This window comes from Chryseobacterium rhizosphaerae, assembly GCF_003385455.1.
In the GTDB taxonomy this organism is placed as follows: Bacteria; Bacteroidota; Bacteroidia; order Flavobacteriales; family Weeksellaceae; genus Chryseobacterium; species Chryseobacterium rhizosphaerae.
Genome location: NZ_QNUF01000009.1, coordinates 1 through 22,138 on the forward strand (window position 1 = coordinate 1; position 22,138 = coordinate 22,138).

Consider the following 22,138-nt stretch of genomic DNA (forward strand, 5'->3'; position numbering starts at 1 on the left):
TTATACAAAAATAACAAGTATTCAATAATGCAATGAGGGTTGTATTTTAGCCATTACCCTACATTATACTTTATACATCCGACATTATACAAAAATAACAAGTATTCAATAATGCAATGAGGGTTGTATTTCAGCCATTACCCTACATTATACTTTATACATCCGACATTATACAAAAATAACAAGTATTCAATAATGCAATGAGGGTTGTATTTTAGCCATTACCCTACATTATACTTTATACATCCGACATTATACAAAAATAACCAAGTATTCAATAATGCAATGAGGGTTGTATTTTAGCCATTACCCTACATTATACTTTATACATCCGACATTGTACAAAAATATCCAAATATTCAATTTCAGCACTAAATTTGTAATAACAATTCATTATGGAAGTATTATCCAATTTTCAATATAAAAAGCTCTTTTTACCCCAGATAACGGATAAGATATTGGCGAATAATGCTGATATACAACTTTATAGGATAGAGAATTATCTTAAAGGGATTTTGATGCCGGTGATTCCATACCGTACCACCTTTAATTTCATTATTTTCATTACCAACGGCCATATTAAGCAGTATCTTGAAAATAAAGAGTATCATGCCGAAAAAGGCGGAGTTATCTTTATCAAGCAGGGAACAATTACGGCTACCGTAGAATTGTCCGACGATATTGAAGGTTTTTTTCTGGCTTATGAAAATAATATTCTCTCCGAACAGGAATTACCCAAACATAAAAGCAGCATTTTTTTCATGACTCCTTTTCTGAATCTGGACAGCCTGACCTATGGAACCATAACCCAGCTTCTCCCGATTATGGAGCAGGAATTGTGGTTGAATAATCTCAACGTAAATGATGTGGTGGTGACCATGCTCCACCTTATCCTGATCAAAATGTTGAGTACAGATTCTGATACCCATCATAAATCAGCAACACGCCCTATGGAGTTGTCTCTTCAGTTCAGGGACCTGCTGTTTAAATATCATGTTGGGGAAAAAAGAGTGGCTTTCTATGCTGATAAGCTGTCTGTGACAGAAAGTTATCTCAATAAATGCGTAAAAGGGGTAACCCAGAAATCTCCGAAACAATGGATCAATGAAATTGATATCAATTACAGCAAAGCATTGCTTCATTCCAGTAAAGATATTGCAGAAATAGCCTATGAGCTTAATTTTCATACAGCATCACATTTCACACAGCTTTTTAAAAAGATTGCAGGCATCACTCCAAAAGAGTACAGAATACAGTTTTTGAATAACAGAGTTCCGGTTTGATGAGTAAGATTATTTACATACCATAATGTCAATGGTCCATTTTGCTATGCAAGTCGATGAATTGACAATATTTATGTTTCCTTATGTCGAACCTATCCGGAAACTGTAATGAAGATAAATTAGGAGCTAATGTACTGCAAAGCAAACTTACCATTCACCATTGACATATTTCCTTTACATCTTTTCATTTTCCAGGATTTTAAGAACAAGTTTTTCTTCTTGAGTAAGACCTGCTTTTCCATCATTCTCTTCAATGACATCTAACTCATCAAGATATTTTTTTATAGTATTGTTTTCGTAAAGATTGATGACCAAAGGATGTACGTAATACTTTCTGCAGACCGCGACGGTATTTCCCAAATGTTTGGCAACGATATCCAGCGCTTCTTTTACCATCTTCTTATATTGAGAATCATTTTCAGCATATCCTATTTCCTTAAAAGCAATTAATGCACTTACCGTTCCGGACCATGTTCTGAAGTCCTTTGCCGTAAAATCTTCACCACTTATTTCTTTGATATATTCGTTGACCATTCCGGAGTCTATAGAGTGACGGGTACCTTCATCATCAAAATATTGAAAAAGTTCCTTTCCCGGAATATCTTTGCATTTCTGGACGAGTCTTGCCAGTTTTTTGCTCCTAAGGTCAATATGATGCTGAATACCTTTTTTTCCTTTAAATGAAAAACTGATTTTTTGCCCTTTTATTTCCACATGTTTATCCTTCAATGTGGTAAGTCCGAAAGACCCATATAGTTTTTCATATACATTATTGCCAATACGGATATTGGTCCGCTGCATTAGGCTGACAATTAATGCCAGGACCTTCCGCTTTTCAAAATTCCTTAAAGCCAGATCTTGTTCCAGCTGAAGACGGATATCCGGCAATGCATAGCCAAACTGAAGCATTCTATAGAATTTTGTGTGATTTCTTAAAGCACTCCAAAGAGGGTGGTAGCGGTATTGTTTTCTTTTTTTTACATCAAAACCGGTGGCCTGAAGATGACCATTGTCCAGCGCACAGATCCAAACGTTTTCCCAGGCAGGCGGAATAACCAGCTTATTAATTCTGGTAATCTCCTCTTTATCTTTGATTTTTTCTCCGTCTATATAATAAGAGTACTTCTTTCCTGTCTTTTTACGTGTAATTCCGGCAGTTTCTGCATCGGTGGTATATATAAGATGTACCGCCTTTGCAGATGCTTCCGGATCCTTCATGATTTTAACAATCTTTGAAGGCCTAAGGTGAGAAATGATTTCTAAATCTGTATTCTTCTCCATAAAACATGGTTAAGAGTTTTTACCCTTCGAAAAAATCAGTAAAAGAATCACTACTATTGCACAGACTAAGATAATTCCCCACCACATTCCTGCCTTAAAAATTGTTTCTACTGCTTCACAACTTGTGAGTGTTAACAAGCTTAATATCGCTATACTGTAAATGCTCCATTTTTTCATAAGTATATATTTTGGGGTGTTAGATTCTGAGAAGATCAGCTCTCCATCTTTTTATAGATCTTTTAATTTCATCACCAGAAATATTTTCCTGGAGAGCTTTTTCTAAAAGTTCTTTAAATTCATCATCATAAGTGAATCTTAATGCCGCGATTTGATCAAACTTTAATTGGTCAACAATTTCATCGGATCTTTTATTGAAAATTTCAAAATACCGCTGCTTAAACTCCAGAATAACCATTCTGTTCTGAAGTCCCAAGGCATAATGCTGTCTTGTCATAAATGCAAGATAGAAAAGCAGGAAAATTACAATGGAAAATAAAATCCAGGTCAGCTGATTTCCCGGATCATCTGTTATTTTATAAATTCCAAAAATCTCCAATACAATTAATATTGGAAGATAAATAAAATGATGAGGTGGATAAAATTTCCTGTGATTCCTGTAGTTCTGTTCTTTCATATAGGGAATACAGCAATAATCTTTCCAAAAAATTATATTATTAGTAATAAATGACGTTTTGTGGTATGAAAATAATATTATAAACAAATTATAATAAATGTTTTAATGTGTCATTCCTGTTGAAAATTAGAACTTTATTGTTGAATTATCAGTTTCATCAATTTTTCCGGTAGATGGTTTCCATTAAAAAATCCTTAACTTTGAACTTCAATTTTAGAAATGGAAAATTTAGTTCAAGACACTACCGTTCAAAAACCAAAATGGATCCGCGTAAAACTTCCTACCGGAAAGAACTACCGGGAACTTAGAACTTTGGTTGATAAATATAAACTCAACACAATTTGCCAAAGCGGAAGCTGTCCCAATATGGGAGAATGCTGGGGAGAAGGTACCGCTACTTTCATGATTTTGGGAAATATCTGTACCAGAAGCTGCGGATTTTGTGGAGTAAAAACAGGAAAACCACTTGATGTAAACTGGGATGAACCTGAAAAAGTTGCCCGTTCCATCAAATTAATGAAAATCAAACACGCTGTTCTTACCTCTGTAGACCGTGACGATCTGAAAGATATGGGATCAATCCTTTGGGGTGAAACTGTAAATGCCGTAAGAAGAATTTCTCCGGGAACCACAATGGAAACATTAATTCCGGACTTCCAGGGACTTACCAAGCATCTTGACAGATTAGTGGATGTAGCTCCTGAAGTAATTTCTCATAATATGGAAACCGTAAAACGTTTAACCCGAGAAGTGAGAATTCAGGCAAAATATGAAAGAAGTCTTGAGGTTTTAAGATATCTGAAGGAAGCAGGACAGAGAAGAACCAAAACCGGTGTAATGCTTGGGTTGGGAGAAACCAGAGACGAGGTTTTTCAAACGATTGAAGACATCAGAAATGCAAATGTAGATGTCATTACTCTTGGACAATACCTGCAGCCTACTAAGAAACACCTTCCTGTAAAAAAATTCATTACTCCGGAAGAGTTTGATGAGTTTGGAGATTTTGCAAGAAGCTTAGGGTTCAGACACGTTGAAAGTTCACCTCTTGTAAGAAGTTCTTATCACGCAGAAAAACATATTCACTAGACAATATACAGCCGCTCAGAAATGAGCGGTTTTTTTTATAGAGAAGGTGGCAGATAATAGGGAGTAGGTTTTAGGCTACCCGGGGTGAATAATATGGGTTCTTTATTCTTTTTAGAATAAAGAATAAAGAATAAAGAATAAAGAATGAAGAATGAAGAATGAACATGTTGTTATTAAAATTCAATAGGAACGGGCTTTATCCCGTTTTTAAAAAGATTACCCTGCCAATTCGGCTTTAGCCAAAACCTAAAAATCCGCGGGATTATTTATTACATGAAGATTCTTTTGTAATAATTCCGATCCTTCCATTAATTTCAATAGGTTTAAATTGTTTTTTCTTAAACTCAGACGGTGTTTCTCCGGTATGCTGTTTAAATAATTTATTAAAATAGGAAAGGCTCTCAAACCCTACCTGAAAACAAACTTCCGTTACAGAATAATCTTTCAGCAGAAATATTTTGGCCTGGTTGATTCTGTAATTATTCACAAAATGCGTGAAGGTCATATTTGTTTGCTTTTTAAAATAGCGACAGAAAGCAGGGGTGCTCAGGCTTACTATTTTTGCAATTTCATTCACATTAGGTTTCCTGTCATGGTTTTCATGGATGTAATCGTAAATGGTTCCCATTCTGATCTTGTCATTCAAAAACCATTTGATTCTGGTATCTTCTTTATTGAGTTCTTTTACATCTGTAGAATCTGCAAGGATTTGTAGAATTTCTATCAACCCGATAAGCGATGAAAAAGAATTTTTTTCTTTCATGGCCTGAAGTTTTTCTACGATTATTTTCTTCGTTTCCCCTGAAAAGGATAATCCAAGATAAGATCTCTCCAACAGATTTCTGATACTCTCAAATTCAGGAACAGGCAGAATAATATCCTGAAGAAAATTTTCGCGCATTTGCAGTACCAGCTGCTTGCATTCTGTCTGAATACCGTAATCAAAATTAAGATGAGGTACATTGGACCCTATCAACAGTAAATCACTTTCTGTAAAGGCGGAAATATCCTTTCCCACATGTCGGATTCCATTGTTTGCTTCTACATAAACAAGCTCTATTTCAGGGTGATAATGCCAGAAAAAACAATTTTTCAAAGAAGGTGAAAAAAGCTTGAAAGATTTCCCTTTATCAAACGCTATAATTTCTTTCTGGATTTTCATTTTGTTCTGATTTGATTGTTTCTCGATTTAAAATTAAACAAAAAGGTTAATATGGAGCAAATTTTTATCATTTCAAGAGAGGTAAAATTCAATATTTCTTTCGATTTTTGCACTTTCATAAGTAAAGATGGAATACCATTTTTAATTTCTAAAAAATAATTTCAGAAAAAAGAACATATAATGAAGATTGATAAAAGGATAATCCCGTTAGCGATTGGTGGATTAGGAATAGGAACGACGGAGTTTACCGTGATGGGATTACTGCCGGATATTGCAAAGACATTGGAAATTACGATTCCTCAGGCGGGACATTTAATTTCTGCCTATGCAATGGGTGTGGTTATTGGTGCCCCTATTCTTATCGGATATTCGGTGAAATTCCCCCCGAAAAAGGTATTGATGGCCTTTATGATTCTGTTTACTTTATTCAACGGACTTTCTGCTATAGCTCCAAACTATACTACCATGCTGATTATAAGATTCATGTCCGGACTTCCGCATGGAGCATTCTTCGGAGTGGGAACGGTAGTGGCAGCTAAAATGGCTGGGAAGGGCAAAGAAGCATTTTATATATCGATGATGTTTACGGGACTTACCGTAGCGAATCTCGTCATGGTTCCTCTGGTGACGTATATTGGACATACATTCCATTGGAGGCTGTATTTTGCTATTGTAGCTGTGATCGGGCTTTTTGCCATATTATTTTTAAAACTGTGGCTTCCCGCAATGGAATCCAATCAGAATACACATTTCCTGGAGGAATTAAAATTCCTTAAGAATAAACAGTCGTGGTTGGTCCTTACCATTACAGCGATTGGATTTGGAGGGCTTTTCACATGGCTTAGCTACATTACTCCTTTAATGACGGTTGTCTCGGGGATCCAAAGCAGTCAGATGGCTTATGTAATGGTTCTTGCCGGAGCCGGAATGGTAGTAGGTAACCTTGTGGGCGGTGTAGTTTCAGATAAGCTTGGTCCGGAGAAAACCTGTGCATTATTGATTTTCCTGATGATGATCTCTTTAACAGGAGTCTTTTTCCTTTCCGAGCATCAGAATATAGCTCTTGTACTGACTTTCATGTGTGGAGCGTTGTCAATGTCTATTGCTTCACCCATCAATATTATGATGATGAAAGCGGCACCCAATAGTGAAATGATGGCTGCAGCTTTTATGCAGGCCGGTTTTAATATTGCCAATGCTATGGGCGCTTTCTTTGGAGGAATTCCATTAGAATATGGCTTGCCTTTCAATTATCCTGCCCTGGTAGGGGTGGGAATGACCTTTATAGGTGTTGTCGTAAGCGTAAGATATATGTATTTGTACGGTAGGACACCTGCTGAAGAAGAAGCCGTTACAGAATGCGTTTCATGTGACAAATAAAAAGAAAAGATTTTATTCTTTATACAAAAAAAGCTGTTTCCATCTGGAAACAGCTTTTTGTTTACAAATAGGTTTATACCTCTACCTCATCTCCGTTTTTACACCAGTAGAGCGCATTGTATAAGTTTTCTTTTGGAAAAGATTTAAATTCTCCCGGCATAACGACACTGAAAATGTTTGTAAAGTTCTGTACGCCTTCGTTGTCTGTGACAATAGCTGTACGGTTCCATTTGGTGAGATTTTTTAATCCTAAAAGAGCATCTTCAAGCCATGCCCCTATGGTAAATTTATCCAGATCAGTATCCAGGTACAGTAAATAATTAAGCTCGCCAAATTGATCTACTTTCTCTTTGACACGCGGAATTACCAGTCTTTCAAAATCCTCTCTCGTCACTTCTCCCGTTGCATTGAATGCCGCAACATTCTCCGGAGCTTCTGGAATAATTGTTATCATAGTAAAATATTTTATGGTGGTTTGATTTTAAGTGAAAGAACAATAATTAAACCATAAGTTGCCAATAAGTTGTTAAAATTCGCACAAATATTGTTATTTTTAATGTAAAATATTAATATGGATCTCAAATCAAATGAGCCTTTTTGGCTTTTAAAGAATGGATTAATGACATCATATCCCTCTCTGAAATCAGATGAAAAATGTGATGTTCTTATTATTGGTGGTGGAATTACGGGAAGCCTTATAGCCCATCAGATGATAAGAGACGGATACGATACCCTCCTTATTGATAAACGGGAGCTGTGTAACGGCAGTACTTCAGCTACTACTTCAATGCTGCAGTATGAAATAGATGTACCTCTTTTTGAATTAATAGACAAGATAGGAGAAAAGGGGGCAGTTTTAAGTTACAAAGCTTGCTCTGATGCTATTGATACTCTTGAGATGCTTTCCTCATTAATAAAATCAGATGCAGGATTCAAACGGAAAAAATCACTGTATTTTGCTTCCAGAAAGAAAGATGTCGAATGGCTGCAAAAAGAGTATAAAACCAGAAAAAAGGCCGGTTTTGAAGTGAAATGGGTAAGCGGAGCCCAGGTATTGGAAGAATTCGGATTTGAAAATACCTTTGGAGGAATTGTATCAAAACAAGGAGCCAGCATCGATGCTTTTCACTTTGCCCATGAATTATTCAGCCACAATGTAAAAAAAGGACTGAAAATATTTGATAAAACTGAAATGGTAAAAGTAGACTATCATAAAGGGTTTAACCTGGTTACTGTCGATAGTGGATGTCAGATCAAAGCAAAGAAAATCATCTACTGTATTGGTTATGAAAGCAAAAGTATGATAAAGGAAAATTTTGTAAACCTGAAAAGTACATATGCCGTGGTTTCAGAAGTTGACACAGATAAATTTAAAAATATCAGGAATACATTAGTCTGGAATACTGATGATCCTTATCTGTATATGAGGACTACTGATGACGGGAGACTCTTAATAGGAGGTGGGGATGAAGATTTTTATGATGCCGGAAAAAGAGATGCAATATTGAATAAAAAAGAAAAAGAAATACTGAAAACCCTAAAGAAAATAAAACCGGATTATCATTTTTATACGGATTTCGTTTGGGCCGGAACTTTTGGGGAAACCAAAGACGGACTTCCCTATATTGGGGAACATAAAAAGTTCAGGAACTCCTATTTTATTCTGGGATTTGGTGGAAATGGAATCACCTTTTCTGTAACAGGAATGGAAATGGCTTCTCTGTTTATGAAAAATAAAAAACATGCCTTATCGCGCTATTTTAAATTTGGACGGTAATAAGGGAGGTCAATTGTTGTAAGACCACCCCGTCAAAAATTCAAAGAATTTTTGCCACCCCTCCGGAGGAGGGGAATATCACGTCTCCCATCGTAATATTCATCATGATCTCCATAAAAATCGCAGATTTTCAGAACTTAAGTGTACTTCTTATACGCAAAGCTTGTCACTTAAAATAACTTAAGTGCTCAAGAAGCTTTTATAACTCTTGACTATGTTGAATCTTCGATTTGTGGTTGTAATAAAGTAAGCTGTTTCATAATAAAAAACCGATGACTACAATTTAGTCATCGGTTTTAAAATTACCTGCTGTAATACTGGATTTGCATATCTTTCGGATACTTTACTTCATAAGAGAAGTTGATTTTTTCTGAACCTCCCGAGCTGATGTTTTTGTTCCATAGAATACTTCCTGTTTTTTCATCAAGATTTCCGCCTCCGGTATCTATTGCCTTAACAGAAATTTTAGAATTCTCACTGATCGGTAGCTGATCCAGAATTTCCAGTTCAATACTTTCTTTGGTATTGTTTCGGATACTGATCTGATAAGATTCTGTTTCCCATTTATTGGAATTCATTGCTTTTTGTGATGTCTTATCTTCCAGTTTAGTCCTTTTTACTGTGATTCTTTCATCTACTCCCAGGGAAATAGGGAACTCTTCTTTTACATAATTGCTGGTGATGCTTGTTTTTCCAATATAATTATCTTCAAAATAGATATTCGCTTCTCCTGTAATAAGGTTGAGATGTTGCCAGTTTTTTACAAAAGCCATCAGGAATACCTGGTTGTTAACTTTCGGAACTGTATGGTATTTGTAAGTGGCATCAATCTGCTTTTTATCAAGGATAACATACTGTTCTTTTTCCTGACTTACAATGGTCTGATTGTAATTAAGTTCATAAATCACATTCATTTGGCTGTCAGAGACAGAAGCTATAGGGACCTGGCTTGGGGTTATTGCTTTATCTTCTCTCATCTGATAGGCATTTACTGCTGCTGCTTCTTTTTTAATTTGATAACCGGCTACTTCTATTTGAGGATTGTAAGGCGTATATTCAGCAACATACAATGGAGATAAAATAGGCCTGTTTTGGTTATAGGAAGGCCTATATGTGGAAACAAACAGTTTGATGTTTTTCCAGTCCTGACCTGTTTTCTGATAGATTTTTCCTTTATAAATCATTTCAAGCGGCTTCTTTACAGATTCTGCACGCAAATCATAAGAAGGAATCCAGCCGGCATCAGAAACAATATAGCTTACCCCTAAATTCAGGCTGGTTTCATGATCAGCAAGAATTTCAAGCAGGAGCTCTTTTTTGTTGGTATTTTTGTGTGTTTGTTCCTCAGCAGACTGTTTATTAAGTTTGGCAATACTTTCATCAAGAACCTCTTTCTGCTCATTCAGTAAAAAGACCTGGTTGTCAATTTCCAGCATTCGCTTTCTGTAAAATTCAGTGAGCTTAATAAGCTGTTCCTGAGGAGTAGATTTATCATTGGCCGATACCTTTAAATTATCATTGATGATGTGCTGCTCTCCCGTAAGGTTCTTCACCTGAATATTCAAAAGGTTAATCTGTCGCTGAAGTTTTTTTCGGTCATCTTCCAGTTTCTTTTCCCCTTCGGATAGCTCATCATCTTTCAAAAAATTATTTTGAGGGGTGATAGAAAGCAGTGTCGTATTTTTTTCAAGATTGATTTTATAGGTGTTCTCATCCAGATTATTGGGAAGATTGATAATTCTTACCTTATTTATTCCCTTTTGAAGACTCACATTAGTATTTCCAAAGACTTTGGCACCTTGCAGAAATACGGTAGCCTGCTTTACATCAATTTCTTTCTTGATTTCCTGTGCTTTTAAAAAAACAACTGAAAATGTCATTAATAGTAAAAAGTAATGTTTCATCGTTTATTATTTTGAATTTCTAGTGTAAAATTATCCCTATTTAAGGTTGAAATTTGGGAGACTTGGTGAAGTGCAGGTTTCACTTGGTCAATCTGAAAGTGCATAAAAAAGAAGAACAGCCCTTTTGAGGCTGTCTTCTTAAATCTGTTATTTCTAAAGGATTTCGTATCTTGTTTTGATACTGTATTTCAGTTTGATATTTTCGATATTGTCAAAAGAATAATCTACTGCAGCGTCTGCCATTTCCAATTGTACACTGTTCATTCTGCCTTTGTAAGCAACAGGCATTATAGTATCACTGGTATAATCTTCTATTTCTATGATCTCAATAGCATTTCCAGTTTTTTTACCCATGCTTTCCAACAGGTAATCTGCCTTTTCTTTGGCTGCTTTTAAAGCATTGATTTTTACTGTTTTTCTGAAGTCTGCAATCTTGGTATTCTTTACCTCTGCAATATTCAGGTTGCTTACCCATTTCTGATTAAGGTCCTCAAAAATCTTACTGATGTTTGATTTTGTATTGGCTTTAAACTGGTAGTTTTTAGTAAACTTGGCCGTTTTAGAGTATATATTCTGGTACATCGATTTAAATTTGATGTCTTCATTCTTTACCCCGGCATTCTTTAAGGTTTCAAATAATTTCTTTTCATTGTCTGCCAGTTCATTTTTGTTGTCTGCCTTTATTCCGATACTGAAAATGATTTCATCGGGTTCTATTTCCATTTCGGCAACACCGGTTACTTCAATTGCATTTTTCTTTACTTCCTGAGCATTTACAAAGCTCCCCAAAGTTAAAATTCCGATTAATAAAAAATGTTTCAATTTCATAATTTCCTGTTTTTTTAATTGTAAATAATTTTAAATTCTGAAGTAAAATTAGGGAGATCTGAAACTGAAAAACGGGAGACTTGGTGAAAAGGAACTTTCACTTGGTGAAGGGTTACAAAAAAGCAATCTCTTCATAAGATTGCTTTAAATTACTAGACTGTTAAGTTATTATATCAGCGTATAAAAAGAGAGAAAATGAGATTAATACAGAAAATAAACCTTTGCTATTTTATTATTTTTGATCTCATAAATAGCGGTAGCTTCTATCTTTTTATCCGGTTTCACCCCGGAAATACTTTCTCTATCAATAATGGTATTTAGGTTGGTGATTCTCTGTCTGACTTCACAATGAAGGTCAGGATGATCGGCAAAAAACTTCTCATAACTCTTTTTCATGGCTTCTTTTCCTTTACTTAATAATTTAGAAGGAAATGAATACAGCTCCACATCTTCTGCATAAGGCTCCAGAAAGGCATCTATATTTCTGGCATTATAACCATTTACCTGTTGCTGAACCAGCGTTTCATTTGTTGTTTCCAGTATTGTATTGGGATTAAGAGGCTGCCCGTTTTTGATAACGGTATCAATCTGGGTAAGGTTTTCCAGATTTTCAATAGGGTTGGCATTCAACAGAACAAGATCTGCAACCTTTCCTTCTTCTATGCTGCCATATTGCGCTTCTTTGTTCAGAATTTTAGCTGGGTTGATAGTTGCAGACTGGAGAAGTTGCCAGCCGTTCATACCACTTTCTTTCATAGCTTTAAGTTCTGTGATAAAAGAAGTGCCATGCTGAGTTCCAATATTTCCGGCATCTGTACCGGCAGCGATCGTTACTCCGCCATCGGTCAGTTTTTTGAGATTAATTCTCCTGATAGAATCAGTTTTTGAAGTATAGGCTTTTATCTGAGGAGAATTGAATCTTAGTTTATATTTCTTTATCATTGCAGAATCTGAGGTGTCTTCCAGATGCTTTAAATCATACATAGAACCAATACTTTTCGGATTGGAATGCTCAAGCTCATAGGTATTGTAATGTTTCTTCTGTGCATAGGTGTCATAATAATTGTCCATTACGGTCAGGGTAGGGCATAAGATCACTTTTTTAGACTGCAAAAGTTTTACAAAATCATCTGAAACCACTTCGTCTTCTATATTGTGTACAAGATAATTAGCACCGTTCATCACCGCTGTTTCTGCTGTAAAACGTTCCGTAGCATGTACTGCTACTTTAAGATTGTTTTTGTGGGCTTCTTCAATAGTAGCCTTTATTACAGGTTCAAGTTTTTGAGCTTCCTCTTTCTTTTTTTTGGCATCTCCCAAAACAATATACCATATCTTGATAAAGTCCGGTTTATAAGGAAGCTGTTCCTGTACCCATTTTCTGGCGTCTTCTGCCGTTAGCGCCAGCTTGAAAGGTTCATCCTTGTTGAGGTTTTTAAAAACTTCAGGCTCATAGGTGGTAATAAGAGGTCCGGACATATAGACAGAAGGTAATCTTTCATTCCTTTTTAAAGAATCCCTGAGAAGAAGAAAATGATAGGTGGCCCCGGGATCAATCACAGAAGTTATTCCGGCTTTAAGATAATACTGAAGAAGATTTTCCATATTATGATGTCCCCAGCTGATCTCTTTCTCATACGGAACATGCTTTCTCAAATCGAGTGCATCAGGTCTTGTATATAATCCTCCACTTTGAAAAAAATGAATATGGGAGTCCGTCATTCCCGGGATCAGATACTTCCCTTCACCGTTGATCACATGAGAATTCTGAGGTATCTTGATTTGTTTGCTAGGCTTTATTTTGGTAATCTTTCCGTTATTTATAATAATAGTCTGAGCGGGAATCATTTTCTTATGAATGACATCTGCGATGGTAACATTTTGAATATAGACCTGGGCCCGAATACCATTGAAACAGAGGATAATGGCTAATGCTATTTGAAATTTTTTCATGATCTTTATATGGTGAGGTGATGGTGCAAATATAATAAAGCCTTATTGAATTGAATGATAATGTTTTGTGTTTTTTAATGAACGCTGTATCGCTTGATGGTTAAGCATATTTTACACTGAGATTCATAATATACTGTATTCCTTGGGATCAGCATTATTAATAACTTAATCTGGTCATGTGGCCATAGAAAGCTCAACTTGGTGAACGGGCAGCTTCACTTGGTGAATAGTTTTTGAGCAGACTGTATATATGTATATCTTTGTTTTATGAAAATACTTAAACTTTTTACGACCCTTTTACTCATGATTTTGGGAAATATCACCTATTCTCAAAGCAGTACTAAGGCTGTGGAAGAAGTTCAGGTAGAAACCAAGAAGCTGAAAAAAGCTATTGATACCAAAAACGAACCTGCTCAGGCCGATTCTTACTATAATATTGGGGAAACGTTTTTCAATGACGGGAACTTTCCGAAAAGCGAGGAATATTATACAAAAGCTAAAAAGATCTATGAAAAGGTCAATGATAAACCCAATATTGAAAAAGTAACCCGAAGATTGGCCCAATCTCAGGAAAAGCAGAATAAAATATCACCTGCCATCAGCAATTACAGTATGGCAGCCCAAGTGGGGTATTCTGAAAAAAGCAGGGCCGTCAATTCCAATGATGTAGCCAGGCTTTCTTCTCCTACACCTGAGCAGAAAACTGAAGCCATCCAGAGTAATATTAATATCATTAGAAAAGAAAAAGAACAGACCGGTTTAGCAGAAGGCTACAGCCAGTTGGCAGATGTCAATATACAACAGAACGAGGTATCTAAAGCAGAAGATAACCTGAATGCTGCCTACAAAATTTCAAAAAAAGAAGCCCCACAGCAGGCATTGGAAATTAATCAGAGATTGGCGAATCTGTATGTTGAAAATAAAAAATTCGATAAAGCGATAGAAGCCAAAAAGAAGGTGATGAAAGAAGACTTTGTAAAAGATGATTCTCAGGAGAAAGTTAATCAGATTCAGGAGCTGGCAGATATTTATATAAAGAAGAACGATAAAGAGGAAGCTGTAACCTTATTAAAAAATGCCTATGGAATTGCTTTAGATAAAGGACATACACTGGAAGCACAGAGAAGTGTGAAAAAGCTGGACAGCCTTTACAATATATCAGGAAATACAGATGCTTCAGTGTCATTGTACAGGGATTTTTTAGGAAAACTGCCTGATCTGGTTTCCAAAGACAGAAGTCTGGTAGACAATAAAATTCTGGAAGATACAGAACAGCGTATTTCTCAGCTTGAAAAAGAAAGAGAACTGAAAGATGAGCTGATCCGCAAGAAAAATGTATTCAATTATGGACTGATTGGAGCTTTAATCCTGTTGACCGGGCTCGTCATTTTTATTTTCAGAACCTTGAAAAAAGTTCAGATAAAAAATAAAAAAATTGCCCTTCAGTCGCTCAGAAGAGAGATGAATCCTCATTTTATTTTTAACAGTCTGAATAGCGTAAACCATTTTATAGCCACCAATAATGAACTGGAAGCTAATCAGTATCTGACAAAATTCTCTAAGCTGATGCGGGGGGTAATGGAAAACTCTACAGAAGATTTTATCCCTTTTCAACAGGAGCTAGATCTTCTTGAGAACTATCTTGCGCTTGAAAAAACACGGTTTGCAGACAAATTTGATTATGAAGTGGATGTAGATGAAAACCTCAATGTACATAGTCAGCAGGTACCTGGAATGCTGGTGCAGCCATTCCTTGAAAATGCGATCTGGCATGGATTGCGTTACAGAACTGAAAAAGGATTTTTAAAACTGAGTTTTGAAAAAGAAGAGCAGTATTTAAAGGTAACCATCGAAGATAATGGAATAGGAATTGAAGAAAGTAAAAAACAGAAAACTCAGCATCAAAAGACAAGAGAGGGCAGAGGAATGAAAAATACACTGGAGAGAATACAGTTGCTGAATGATCTGTATAAAAAAAATATAACCTGTGCTGTCAAAGACAAAGAAAACAATAGTGGAGTGCTGGTGATTATAAAAATTAATCTGTTTTAAAAACAGTTGAGCGGTTGTGATATTCAAACTATCACCTGCCACCTATTACCCAAAAACCTATCCTATGAAAATAAAAGCCGTAATCGTAGACGATGAACTTATAGCCAGAGAAGTACTGAGAAATTATATCACAAAATATTGTCCGCAGGTGGAAATTCTTGGCGAAGCAGAAAATATAAAACAAGCTGTTCCTCTGATTGCTGAGAAACAGCCCGAATTGGTATTTTTAGACGTAGAAATGCCTTTTGGAAATGCTTTTGATGTTCTGGAGGCAACTAAAGAATTTTCCTATGAAACCATTTTTATTACGGCATTCTCACAATATTCATTACAGGCTTTAAATAAGTCAGCAAGTTATTACATTTTAAAACCTATTGATATTCAGGAACTCATTCTGGCGGTAAACAAAGTTGTTGAGAGCCTTGAGAAAAAAGATGAGCTCAACAGGAATAAGGTTCTGCTTGAAAATTTAAAACTGAAACCCGAGAAGCAACAGCTCATACTTCCAACTTTACAGGGGTTTGATGTGGTGAAAACTGAGGATATTGTCCGGCTTCAGGCAGATGGCAATTTTACTCAGGTGTATCTTACCGATGGTTCCAAAAAAATGGTTTGCCGTTTTTTAAAACACTTTGATGACTTGTTGGAAAATCCTTTTGTAAGAGTACACCGTTCCCATATTATCAATACTGCTTTTGTGAAATCTTATCATAAAAGTGGAACAGTAATGCTTTCTGATGATACAGAGATTGAGGTTTCCGGTAGTTTTAAAGATGGTTTTCTGAAAGTTTTTTCATAGAATTTACCACTCTTTAACAACGTAAAGGCATTATTTTTGAAGTTTTTATAAGAACCACACAAAATTTCTGTTATGAAAACTCTTCACAAAATTATACTTCCCGTTTCGCTGGGAGCACTCGGATTGATCATGTTCAATTCCTATTCAGTAGGAGTTCCCAAAGGAGCTAAAGTTGTAAAGAATTTTGATGTTAAAAAATATCTCGGAAGATGGTATGAAATAGCCCGTTTTGATTACCGTTTTGAGAGGAATATGGATAATGTCACCGCAGAATATTCAGAAAACCCGGATGGAACAGTAAGGGTCAATAATAAGGGCTATAATTATGTGAAAAAAGAATGGAAAGAAGCCATTGGTGAAGCCAGATTTGTAAAAGATAAAACAGAAGCCAGGCTGAAAGTGGCATTTTTCAAGCCGTTTTGGGCAGGTTATAATGTGATTGATATTGATGAAGAATATCAGTATGCCCTGGTAGCAGGAAGCAGCTTAAAATACCTCTGGATTTTATCCCGAACTCCCAATATTCCTGAAAGTATGCGCCAGCGATTTATAGAAAAAGCAAAGAAACTCGGATATAATACCGAAGAACTTATCTGGGTAAAACATAATCAATAAAATAAAAAGAGGCTATCAAGTGATGACCTCTTTTCTCTTTATTTTTTAGAATAGTCTTTCCATTCTTCAAAACGATGATCAATAACCTGCCTCATCAGGTCGTAGTTTTCATAAGTATCTTCAATGTGATAGAACGTTTCATATTCATAATCACTCTCTTCAGCCTTCGCATCAAAAATATTAACATAGTCATCAGCAAATGAGCTAAACCTGTTTCCGAAATCGGTATCATCTGCATAATAATCTTTTGCAAATCTGTTTCCTAAATCATTCAGGTCATACTCAGAAAATTTGCCATCACAGGAATCCATAATAAATTCGGCACCTGTAATTTCCCGCTGTTTTAGTTTTTCAATTTCTTCCTTACCATCTTCTTTTAAATCATCAGAAATAAGATCATTATTAATACACCAGTTCAGGAACATTCCCGTATGGGTAGCTCCATTTTTTTCAGGAAGCCCTTCAGGAAAATCACCGCCATAATGCCATGAGGCGTCATCGTATTTAGACATAATTTGAATTATAGTTTTAAATAATCGACATCAAAAATAGAAAAAATCATTTTATGTTGCCGCAGCCATAGATTTTTCCGTCATTTGCAGGAGAATTTTTTTCAACAAACTGATCTATGGAAAAAGCTGTTCTGATTACTATTGGTGATGAAATCCTTTCTGGAAATACAATAGATACCAATTCTAATTTTATTGCCTCCGAACTTAAAAATATAGGCATTAAAGTTTCTCAGATATTCACGATTTCGGACGAAATTGAAACCATTAAAAATACACTTGCCATCGCTTTTGAGCTGGGAGATTTAATCATTACAACCGGAGGGCTGGGACCCACCAGAGATGATAAAACCAAAAAAGCACTGGCTGAATTTTTTGATGATGAAATTGCCCTGGATGAGGTTACTTTTAACCATCTGAAGGTATATATGGAAAGAAGAGGAAGACAGGATATCCTGGAAAGGAATAAAGAACAGGCCTTTGTTCCCACAAAATCTGTCGTATTCCAAAATCATTACGGGACAGCCCCCTGCATGATGATGGAACAGAACGGAAAACTATGCTACAGCCTTCCGGGTGTTCCTTATGAAGTGAAACCCCTGATCAAAGACCAGATTGTTCCTTATTTACAGGAAAAATTTAACCTTAATTATATCCATAGCCGCATTGTTTCCGTGGTCGGAATCCCTGAAAGTATCCTGGCTGACACCATTGAAAACTGGGAACTGGCTCTTCCCGAGAATATAGCCCTGTCTTATCTTCCGGTAGGAACACGTGTTAAACTTAGGCTTACAGCATCCGGTGATAACGAAGATCTTTTAAAACAACAGACCGAAGAAGAAATCCAAAAACTTTTGCCGTTCATAAAAGATCATGTTATTGCAACCTCTGAAGATAAAATTGAAAATATCCTGGCGGAAATGCTTACTGATAGAAAGCTGACGATTTCTACTGCAGAGAGCTGCACAGGAGGCGGACTTGCTAAAATGATTACCTCTGTTTCCGGAAGTTCAAGATATTTTCTTGGTGGGGTCGTAGCATATGCCACAGAGAAAAAAGTGAAGATTTTAAATGTTTCTCAGGAAACGATAGACCAATATACTGTGGTCAGTGAAGAGGTAGCACAGGAAATGGCAGAAGGTGTTCAAAAATTATTTGACAGCCATATTTCTCTTTCTACAACCGGTGTTGCAGGGCCCGGAAAAGGTGAGGATGGTAAAGAAGTAGGAACCGTTTTCTATACAATCAGGATCAATGATCAGGAAGTAACCTCTAAATTATATATGCCCCATCTGGAGAGAGTGGATTTTATGGATTTCGTTTCTCAAAAGATTATTCAGGATGTAGTAAGTCTTTTAGTAAATTCTTAATAGATCACCTTCTTTTTTAATTTTTTTTTAATTAATTCTGGTATACTTTTTCACGCTTTTTGAGGTCATTCCATAAATTTCATAAACGTGGAAAACTCAAAACAGATTTTTCAAACCAATAGTAAGAAACGCTGGAAAAGTGTACAGTGGAGTAGCCGTATATTTATTTTTATTGCGGCACTGTTGCTGCTTGCTTTAGGTCTGATGATGACCCTGGACAAAAATCCAAAAATTCCCTTTAAAGAAGACTATAAAGCTGTTATTACTGCTAGCAAACCCTATCTTCAGGAGAATAAAATTTCTAAAGAATATAAGGGATTCAGAAGCTTTATTTCTGAAAAGACAATGCATACCAGTCTTTCTAAGATTGAAGAGGCAAGAGCCGAAAGACTGAAGAATCAAAACAGAAACTGGGCGCAGTTTCCGGGAGGAATCCGTTCCGCATTTTATGTGGCCTGGGATCCACAATCGCTGATGTCTTTAAAAAGAAATATCAGACATATTAATCTTGTTTTTCCGGAATGGTTTTTTCTTGATCCCAAAACAGGAGATCTGAAAACCAATATCGACCCTGAAGGATATAAAATTCTTAAAAGAACGGGTGTTGCCGCAATGCCGATCCTGAGTAATAATTCCGACAGGGAATTCCGTTCTGAAGGATTAGGAAAAGTCCTTAACGATCCACAGAAAAGAACACATCTTATCCAAAAAATCACCCAGCAATGTATAAAATATCATTTCAAAGGAATTAATATTGACTTTGAGGATATGAATCTTGATTCCGATGAGAACCTGATCGCTTTTATGAAAGAGCTTTCGGAAACATTTAAAAAGAATCAATTGTTGGTGACCATGGATATCATGACGGATAATGATGATTATAATATCCAGAGATTAGATCCATATGTAGATTACTTTGTACTGATGGCCTATGATGAATATTCCGCAAGCGGCGATGCCGGACCCATTTCATCTCAAAAATGGATAGAGGAACAAACCGGGAAAATTGTAAAAAAGACGGCTCCCAACAAGATTATTCTGGGGTTAGGAGCTTATGGCTATGACTGGAGTTCCAATTCAGATGACAATGCTTCGGTTACCTATATGCAGGCGATTACAAAAGCCAGTGCCAGTAAAGCGGTCATTGATTATAATGACAATACCTTTAATCTGAATTACTCTTATACAGATTCTAAAAATCTTACCCATACCGTATTTTTCAATGATGCTGCTTCTATTTTCAATACCATGCGCTTTTCATCCGAATATCCATTGGCAGGAACGGCACTTTGGAGATTGGGAAGTGAAGACAGCAGAGTCTGGAACTTCTATGATAAGGATCTGACATTTGCCGGTCTTTCCAAACTGAATCTAAAGACGCTGGAGAATGTAAAAGGCCAGACAATGGTAGATTATATAGGAGATGGTGAAGTTTTAGATGTACTGAATACCCCTCATGACGGAAAAATAGCATTGGAAATTGATCCCAAAGAGAAAATTATAACAGATGAAAATTATATTACGTATCCGAGCTCTTATGAAGTAAAGAAATATGGAAGTGCCCCTCAAAAAGAACTGGTGCTGACATTTGATGACGGTCCCGATGAAACATATACCCCTCAGGTGTTGGATATATTATCGAAATATCATGTTCCGGCAGCTTTCTTTTTAGTAGGATTAAATGCTGAAAAAAACCTCCCGCTTGTCAAAAGAATTTATCGGGAAGGACATGAAATAGGAAACCACACCTTTACCCATGAGAATGTTGCTAAAGTAAGCCCGGAAAGAGCTTTATTAGAGTTAAAACTAACAAGACTGCTTATAGAATGTGTCACAGGGCACAGTACAATTCTGTTCAGAGCACCTTATAATGCCGATTCAGAGCCTACTACTTCAGAAGAAATTATTCCGGTAGCGCTGGCAAGACAGCAGAATTATCTGGATATCGGAGAGAATATAGACCCTGAAGACTGGCAGCCGGGCATAAAAGCTGATGAAATTGTAAAGCGTGTATTAGCAGGAGTAAAACAGGAAAGAGGAAATATTATCCTGCTTCATGATGCCGGAGGAGACACCAGAGAAGAAACTGTAAAAGCATTGAAAGTTTTAATTCCAACACTTCAGAAACAAGGATACCATTTTACGAATCTTACCAACCTGCTGCATAAAAGCAGAGGTGAGCTGATGCCGGAAATCCCTAAAACACGATCTTATTACATCATGCAACTTAATCTGGTATTGGCTACTGTAATTTATGGAATAAGTCATTTTCTGGTTGCCCTATTTACAATCTTTATTGTATTAGGATTGATCAGATTATTACTGATGGCTTATTGGGCATTTAAAGAAAAAAGAAAAGAGAAAAATCTGAGTGAATTTCCGGTTCTGGAATCCTATCCTAAAGTGTCCATTATTGTTCCGGCGTATAATGAGGAAGTCAATATTGTCTCTTCTTTACAGAATTTGCTGAAACAGACCTATCCGAATTTTAATATTATTATGGTGGATGACGGAAGTAAGGATTCAACCTATGAGAAGGCAAAAAAAGCATTTCCGGATAATCCAAAGCTGAAAATTTTCACAAAAACAAATGGTGGAAAAGCGACAGCCTTAAATTTTGGGATTTCGCAAACAGATGCTGAATATGTAGTATGTATTGATGCAGATACTCAACTGCAGAAGGATGCTATTAAATATCTGATTGCAAGATTTCTAAACGCGAGTTCTGAAGAAAAGATTGCTGCTGTGGCAGGAAATGTTAAAGTAGGAAATACCGTAAACTGGCTTACAAAATGGCAGGCCATAGAATATACCACAAGCCAGAATTTTGACAGACTTGCTTATGCCCACATCAATGCAATTACGGTGATTCCCGGTGCTATTGGGGCGTTTAAAAGATCCGTGATCATAGAAGCGGGAGGGTATTCTTCGGATACCCTGGCAGAAGATTGTGATATTACGGTGAAGATTTTGAAAGCAGGTTACACGGTAGCGAATGAAAACAGAGCGATAGCCGTTACTGAAGCTCCGGAAACCGTAAAACAGTTTCTGAAACAGCGTTTCCGCTGGACTTACGGAATTATGCAGATGTTCTGGAAGCAGAAACAGACCTTTCTTAATCCCCAATATAAAGGATTGGGACTTTGGGCGATGCCTAATATCCTCTTATTCCAATACATTATACCGTTTTTCTCACCATTGGCCGACGTCATCATGTTTTTTGGAATTTTATCCGGAAATGGCAGTAAAATATTTAGCTATTACCTGATATTCCTTTTGGTGGATGCTTCTTTAGCTTTGATCGCCTTTATTATGCAGCGTGAAAGATTAACCAATCTGCTGTATGTTATTCCGCAGAGATTTGGATACCGATGGCTGATGTATATCGTACTGTTTAAAAGTTTAAGAAAAGCTCTGAAAGGCGAAATACAGACCTGGGGATTCCTGAAAAGAACAGGAAATGTAAAAGAGATAGCAACTTCTTAATATTTGTTTAAATTTGTTT

18 protein-coding genes are annotated in these 22,138 nt (G+C 36.3%); 9 read left to right on the forward strand and 9 right to left on the reverse strand.

Annotation, left to right across the window (positions count from 1 at the left end; translation table 11 throughout):
* The first annotated feature begins 395 nt into the window (after window positions 1-395).
* Window positions 396-1,283, forward strand: a complete 888-nt coding sequence (locus tag DRF57_RS09645; RefSeq protein ID WP_047487530.1) for a helix-turn-helix domain-containing protein — start codon at window positions 396-398, stop codon at window positions 1,281-1,283.
* 174 nt (window positions 1,284-1,457) lie between these two features.
* Here the strand turns inward: DRF57_RS09645 and DRF57_RS09650 are convergent, their stop codons facing one another.
* The 3 genes from DRF57_RS09650 to DRF57_RS09660 are packed head-to-tail and all read right to left on the reverse strand — an operon-like array spanning window position 1,458 to window position 3,198.
* The gene (locus DRF57_RS09650; protein WP_047487533.1) at window positions 1,458-2,564 is read right to left on the reverse strand and encodes a DNA topoisomerase IB; all 1,107 of its coding nucleotides are present in this window, start codon (window positions 2,562-2,564) and stop codon (window positions 1,458-1,460) included.
* 9 nt (window positions 2,565-2,573) lie between these two features.
* Window positions 2,574-2,741 carry a phosphatidate cytidylyltransferase gene (locus DRF57_RS09655; protein WP_081988964.1) on the reverse strand — a complete coding sequence of 56 codons (168 nt, stop codon included), beginning with the start codon at window positions 2,739-2,741 and terminating at the stop codon, window positions 2,574-2,576.
* 19 nt (window positions 2,742-2,760) lie between these two features.
* Window positions 2,761-3,198 carry a DUF6526 family protein gene (locus DRF57_RS09660; protein ID WP_084086218.1) on the reverse strand — a complete coding sequence of 146 codons (438 nt, stop codon included), beginning with the start codon at window positions 3,196-3,198 and terminating at the stop codon, window positions 2,761-2,763.
* Between the two features lie 219 nt (window positions 3,199-3,417).
* On the opposite strand from DRF57_RS09660, the gene lipA reads away from it, so the two are divergent.
* The gene (gene lipA / locus DRF57_RS09665; protein ID WP_047487538.1) at window positions 3,418-4,284 is read left to right on the forward strand and encodes a lipoyl synthase; all 867 of its coding nucleotides are present in this window, start codon (window positions 3,418-3,420) and stop codon (window positions 4,282-4,284) included.
* A 262-nt stretch (window positions 4,285-4,546) separates the two neighbouring features.
* Here lipA and DRF57_RS09670 read toward each other — a convergent pair whose 3' ends face one another.
* A complete protein-coding gene (locus tag DRF57_RS09670) occupies window positions 4,547-5,446 on the reverse strand; it encodes an AraC family transcriptional regulator (RefSeq protein WP_115918212.1) in 900 nt (299 codons plus the stop codon).
* A 180-nt stretch (window positions 5,447-5,626) separates the two neighbouring features.
* Here DRF57_RS09670 and DRF57_RS09675 point away from each other — a divergent pair, with 180 nt between their 5' ends.
* A complete protein-coding gene (locus DRF57_RS09675; protein WP_052188571.1) occupies window positions 5,627-6,826 on the forward strand; it encodes an MFS transporter in 1,200 nt (399 codons plus the stop codon).
* A gap of 73 nt (window positions 6,827-6,899) precedes the next feature.
* Here DRF57_RS09675 and DRF57_RS09680 read toward each other — a convergent pair whose 3' ends face one another.
* Complete coding sequence (locus DRF57_RS09680) at window positions 6,900-7,280, reverse strand: SpoIIAA family protein (protein WP_115918214.1); 381 nt, start codon at window positions 7,278-7,280, stop codon at window positions 6,900-6,902.
* 117 nt (window positions 7,281-7,397) lie between these two features.
* On the opposite strand from DRF57_RS09680, the gene DRF57_RS09685 reads away from it, so the two are divergent.
* Window positions 7,398-8,603: an NAD(P)/FAD-dependent oxidoreductase gene (locus tag DRF57_RS09685; RefSeq protein ID WP_115918216.1), complete on the forward strand. Its 1,206-nt coding sequence runs from the start codon at window positions 7,398-7,400 to the stop codon at window positions 8,601-8,603.
* A 302-nt stretch (window positions 8,604-8,905) separates the two neighbouring features.
* On the opposite strand, the gene DRF57_RS09690 is transcribed toward DRF57_RS09685, so the two are convergent.
* From DRF57_RS09690 to DRF57_RS09700, 3 genes are all read right to left on the reverse strand, one after another.
* Window positions 8,906-10,507, reverse strand: a complete 1,602-nt coding sequence (locus tag DRF57_RS09690) for a DUF4139 domain-containing protein (RefSeq protein WP_115918218.1) — start codon at window positions 10,505-10,507, stop codon at window positions 8,906-8,908.
* 153 nt (window positions 10,508-10,660) lie between these two features.
* Window positions 10,661-11,335, reverse strand: coding sequence for an SIMPL domain-containing protein (locus tag DRF57_RS09695; protein ID WP_047487552.1), 675 nt, complete (start codon window positions 11,333-11,335; stop codon window positions 10,661-10,663).
* Window positions 11,336-11,536: 201 nt separating this feature from the next.
* Window positions 11,537-13,288, reverse strand: a complete 1,752-nt coding sequence (locus DRF57_RS09700; RefSeq protein ID WP_115918220.1) for an amidohydrolase family protein — start codon at window positions 13,286-13,288, stop codon at window positions 11,537-11,539.
* 267 nt (window positions 13,289-13,555) lie between these two features.
* Here DRF57_RS09700 and DRF57_RS09705 point away from each other — a divergent pair, with 267 nt between their 5' ends.
* From DRF57_RS09705 to DRF57_RS09715, 3 genes are all read left to right on the forward strand, one after another.
* Window positions 13,556-15,340 carry a histidine kinase gene (locus tag DRF57_RS09705; RefSeq protein WP_115918222.1) on the forward strand — a complete coding sequence of 595 codons (1,785 nt, stop codon included), beginning with the start codon at window positions 13,556-13,558 and terminating at the stop codon, window positions 15,338-15,340.
* A 64-nt stretch (window positions 15,341-15,404) separates the two neighbouring features.
* Complete coding sequence (locus tag DRF57_RS09710; RefSeq protein ID WP_047487561.1) at window positions 15,405-16,139, forward strand: LytR/AlgR family response regulator transcription factor; 735 nt, start codon at window positions 15,405-15,407, stop codon at window positions 16,137-16,139.
* 72 nt (window positions 16,140-16,211) lie between these two features.
* Window positions 16,212-16,754 (forward strand): lipocalin family protein, encoded by a 543-nt coding sequence (locus tag DRF57_RS09715; protein ID WP_047487565.1) that lies wholly within the window; start codon window positions 16,212-16,214, stop codon window positions 16,752-16,754.
* 38 nt (window positions 16,755-16,792) lie between these two features.
* Here DRF57_RS09715 and DRF57_RS09720 read toward each other — a convergent pair whose 3' ends face one another.
* Complete coding sequence (locus DRF57_RS09720) at window positions 16,793-17,266, reverse strand: DUF7832 domain-containing protein (protein ID WP_047487568.1); 474 nt, start codon at window positions 17,264-17,266, stop codon at window positions 16,793-16,795.
* A 116-nt stretch (window positions 17,267-17,382) separates the two neighbouring features.
* On the opposite strand from DRF57_RS09720, the gene DRF57_RS09725 reads away from it, so the two are divergent.
* On the forward strand, window positions 17,383-18,633 hold the full coding sequence (locus DRF57_RS09725; protein ID WP_115918224.1) for a CinA family nicotinamide mononucleotide deamidase-related protein: 1,251 nt from the start codon (window positions 17,383-17,385) through the stop codon (window positions 18,631-18,633).
* An 87-nt stretch (window positions 18,634-18,720) separates the two neighbouring features.
* A complete protein-coding gene (locus DRF57_RS09730) occupies window positions 18,721-22,119 on the forward strand; it encodes a polysaccharide deacetylase family protein (RefSeq protein ID WP_115918226.1) in 3,399 nt (1,132 codons plus the stop codon).
* Window positions 22,120-22,138 lie beyond the last annotated feature (19 nt).

Coding starts and splice junctions, on each gene's coding strand:
- DRF57_RS09725 (WP_115918224.1), top strand. CDS start 17,383: ATGGAAAAAGCTGTTCTGATTACTATTGGTGATGAAATCCTTTCTGGA.
- DRF57_RS09655 (WP_081988964.1), bottom strand. CDS start 2,741: ATGAAAAAATGGAGCATTTACAGTATAGCGATATTAAGCTTGTTAACA.
- DRF57_RS09675 (WP_052188571.1), top strand. CDS start 5,627: ATGAAGATTGATAAAAGGATAATCCCGTTAGCGATTGGTGGATTAGGA.
- DRF57_RS09710 (WP_047487561.1), top strand. CDS start 15,405: ATGAAAATAAAAGCCGTAATCGTAGACGATGAACTTATAGCCAGAGAA.
- DRF57_RS09650 (WP_047487533.1), bottom strand. CDS start 2,564: ATGGAGAAGAATACAGATTTAGAAATCATTTCTCACCTTAGGCCTTCA.
- DRF57_RS09690 (WP_115918218.1), bottom strand. CDS start 10,507: ATGAAACATTACTTTTTACTATTAATGACATTTTCAGTTGTTTTTTTA.
- DRF57_RS09685 (WP_115918216.1), top strand. CDS start 7,398: ATGGATCTCAAATCAAATGAGCCTTTTTGGCTTTTAAAGAATGGATTA.
- DRF57_RS09720 (WP_047487568.1), bottom strand. CDS start 17,266: ATGTCTAAATACGATGACGCCTCATGGCATTATGGCGGTGATTTTCCT.
- DRF57_RS09695 (WP_047487552.1), bottom strand. CDS start 11,335: ATGAAATTGAAACATTTTTTATTAATCGGAATTTTAACTTTGGGGAGC.
- DRF57_RS09700 (WP_115918220.1), bottom strand. CDS start 13,288: ATGAAAAAATTTCAAATAGCATTAGCCATTATCCTCTGTTTCAATGGT.
- DRF57_RS09660 (WP_084086218.1), bottom strand. CDS start 3,198: ATGAAAGAACAGAACTACAGGAATCACAGGAAATTTTATCCACCTCAT.
- DRF57_RS09715 (WP_047487565.1), top strand. CDS start 16,212: ATGAAAACTCTTCACAAAATTATACTTCCCGTTTCGCTGGGAGCACTC.
- lipA (WP_047487538.1), top strand. CDS start 3,418: ATGGAAAATTTAGTTCAAGACACTACCGTTCAAAAACCAAAATGGATC.
- DRF57_RS09670 (WP_115918212.1), bottom strand. CDS start 5,446: ATGAAAATCCAGAAAGAAATTATAGCGTTTGATAAAGGGAAATCTTTC.
- DRF57_RS09680 (WP_115918214.1), bottom strand. CDS start 7,280: ATGATAACAATTATTCCAGAAGCTCCGGAGAATGTTGCGGCATTCAAT.
- DRF57_RS09705 (WP_115918222.1), top strand. CDS start 13,556: ATGAAAATACTTAAACTTTTTACGACCCTTTTACTCATGATTTTGGGA.
- DRF57_RS09645 (WP_047487530.1), top strand. CDS start 396: ATGGAAGTATTATCCAATTTTCAATATAAAAAGCTCTTTTTACCCCAG.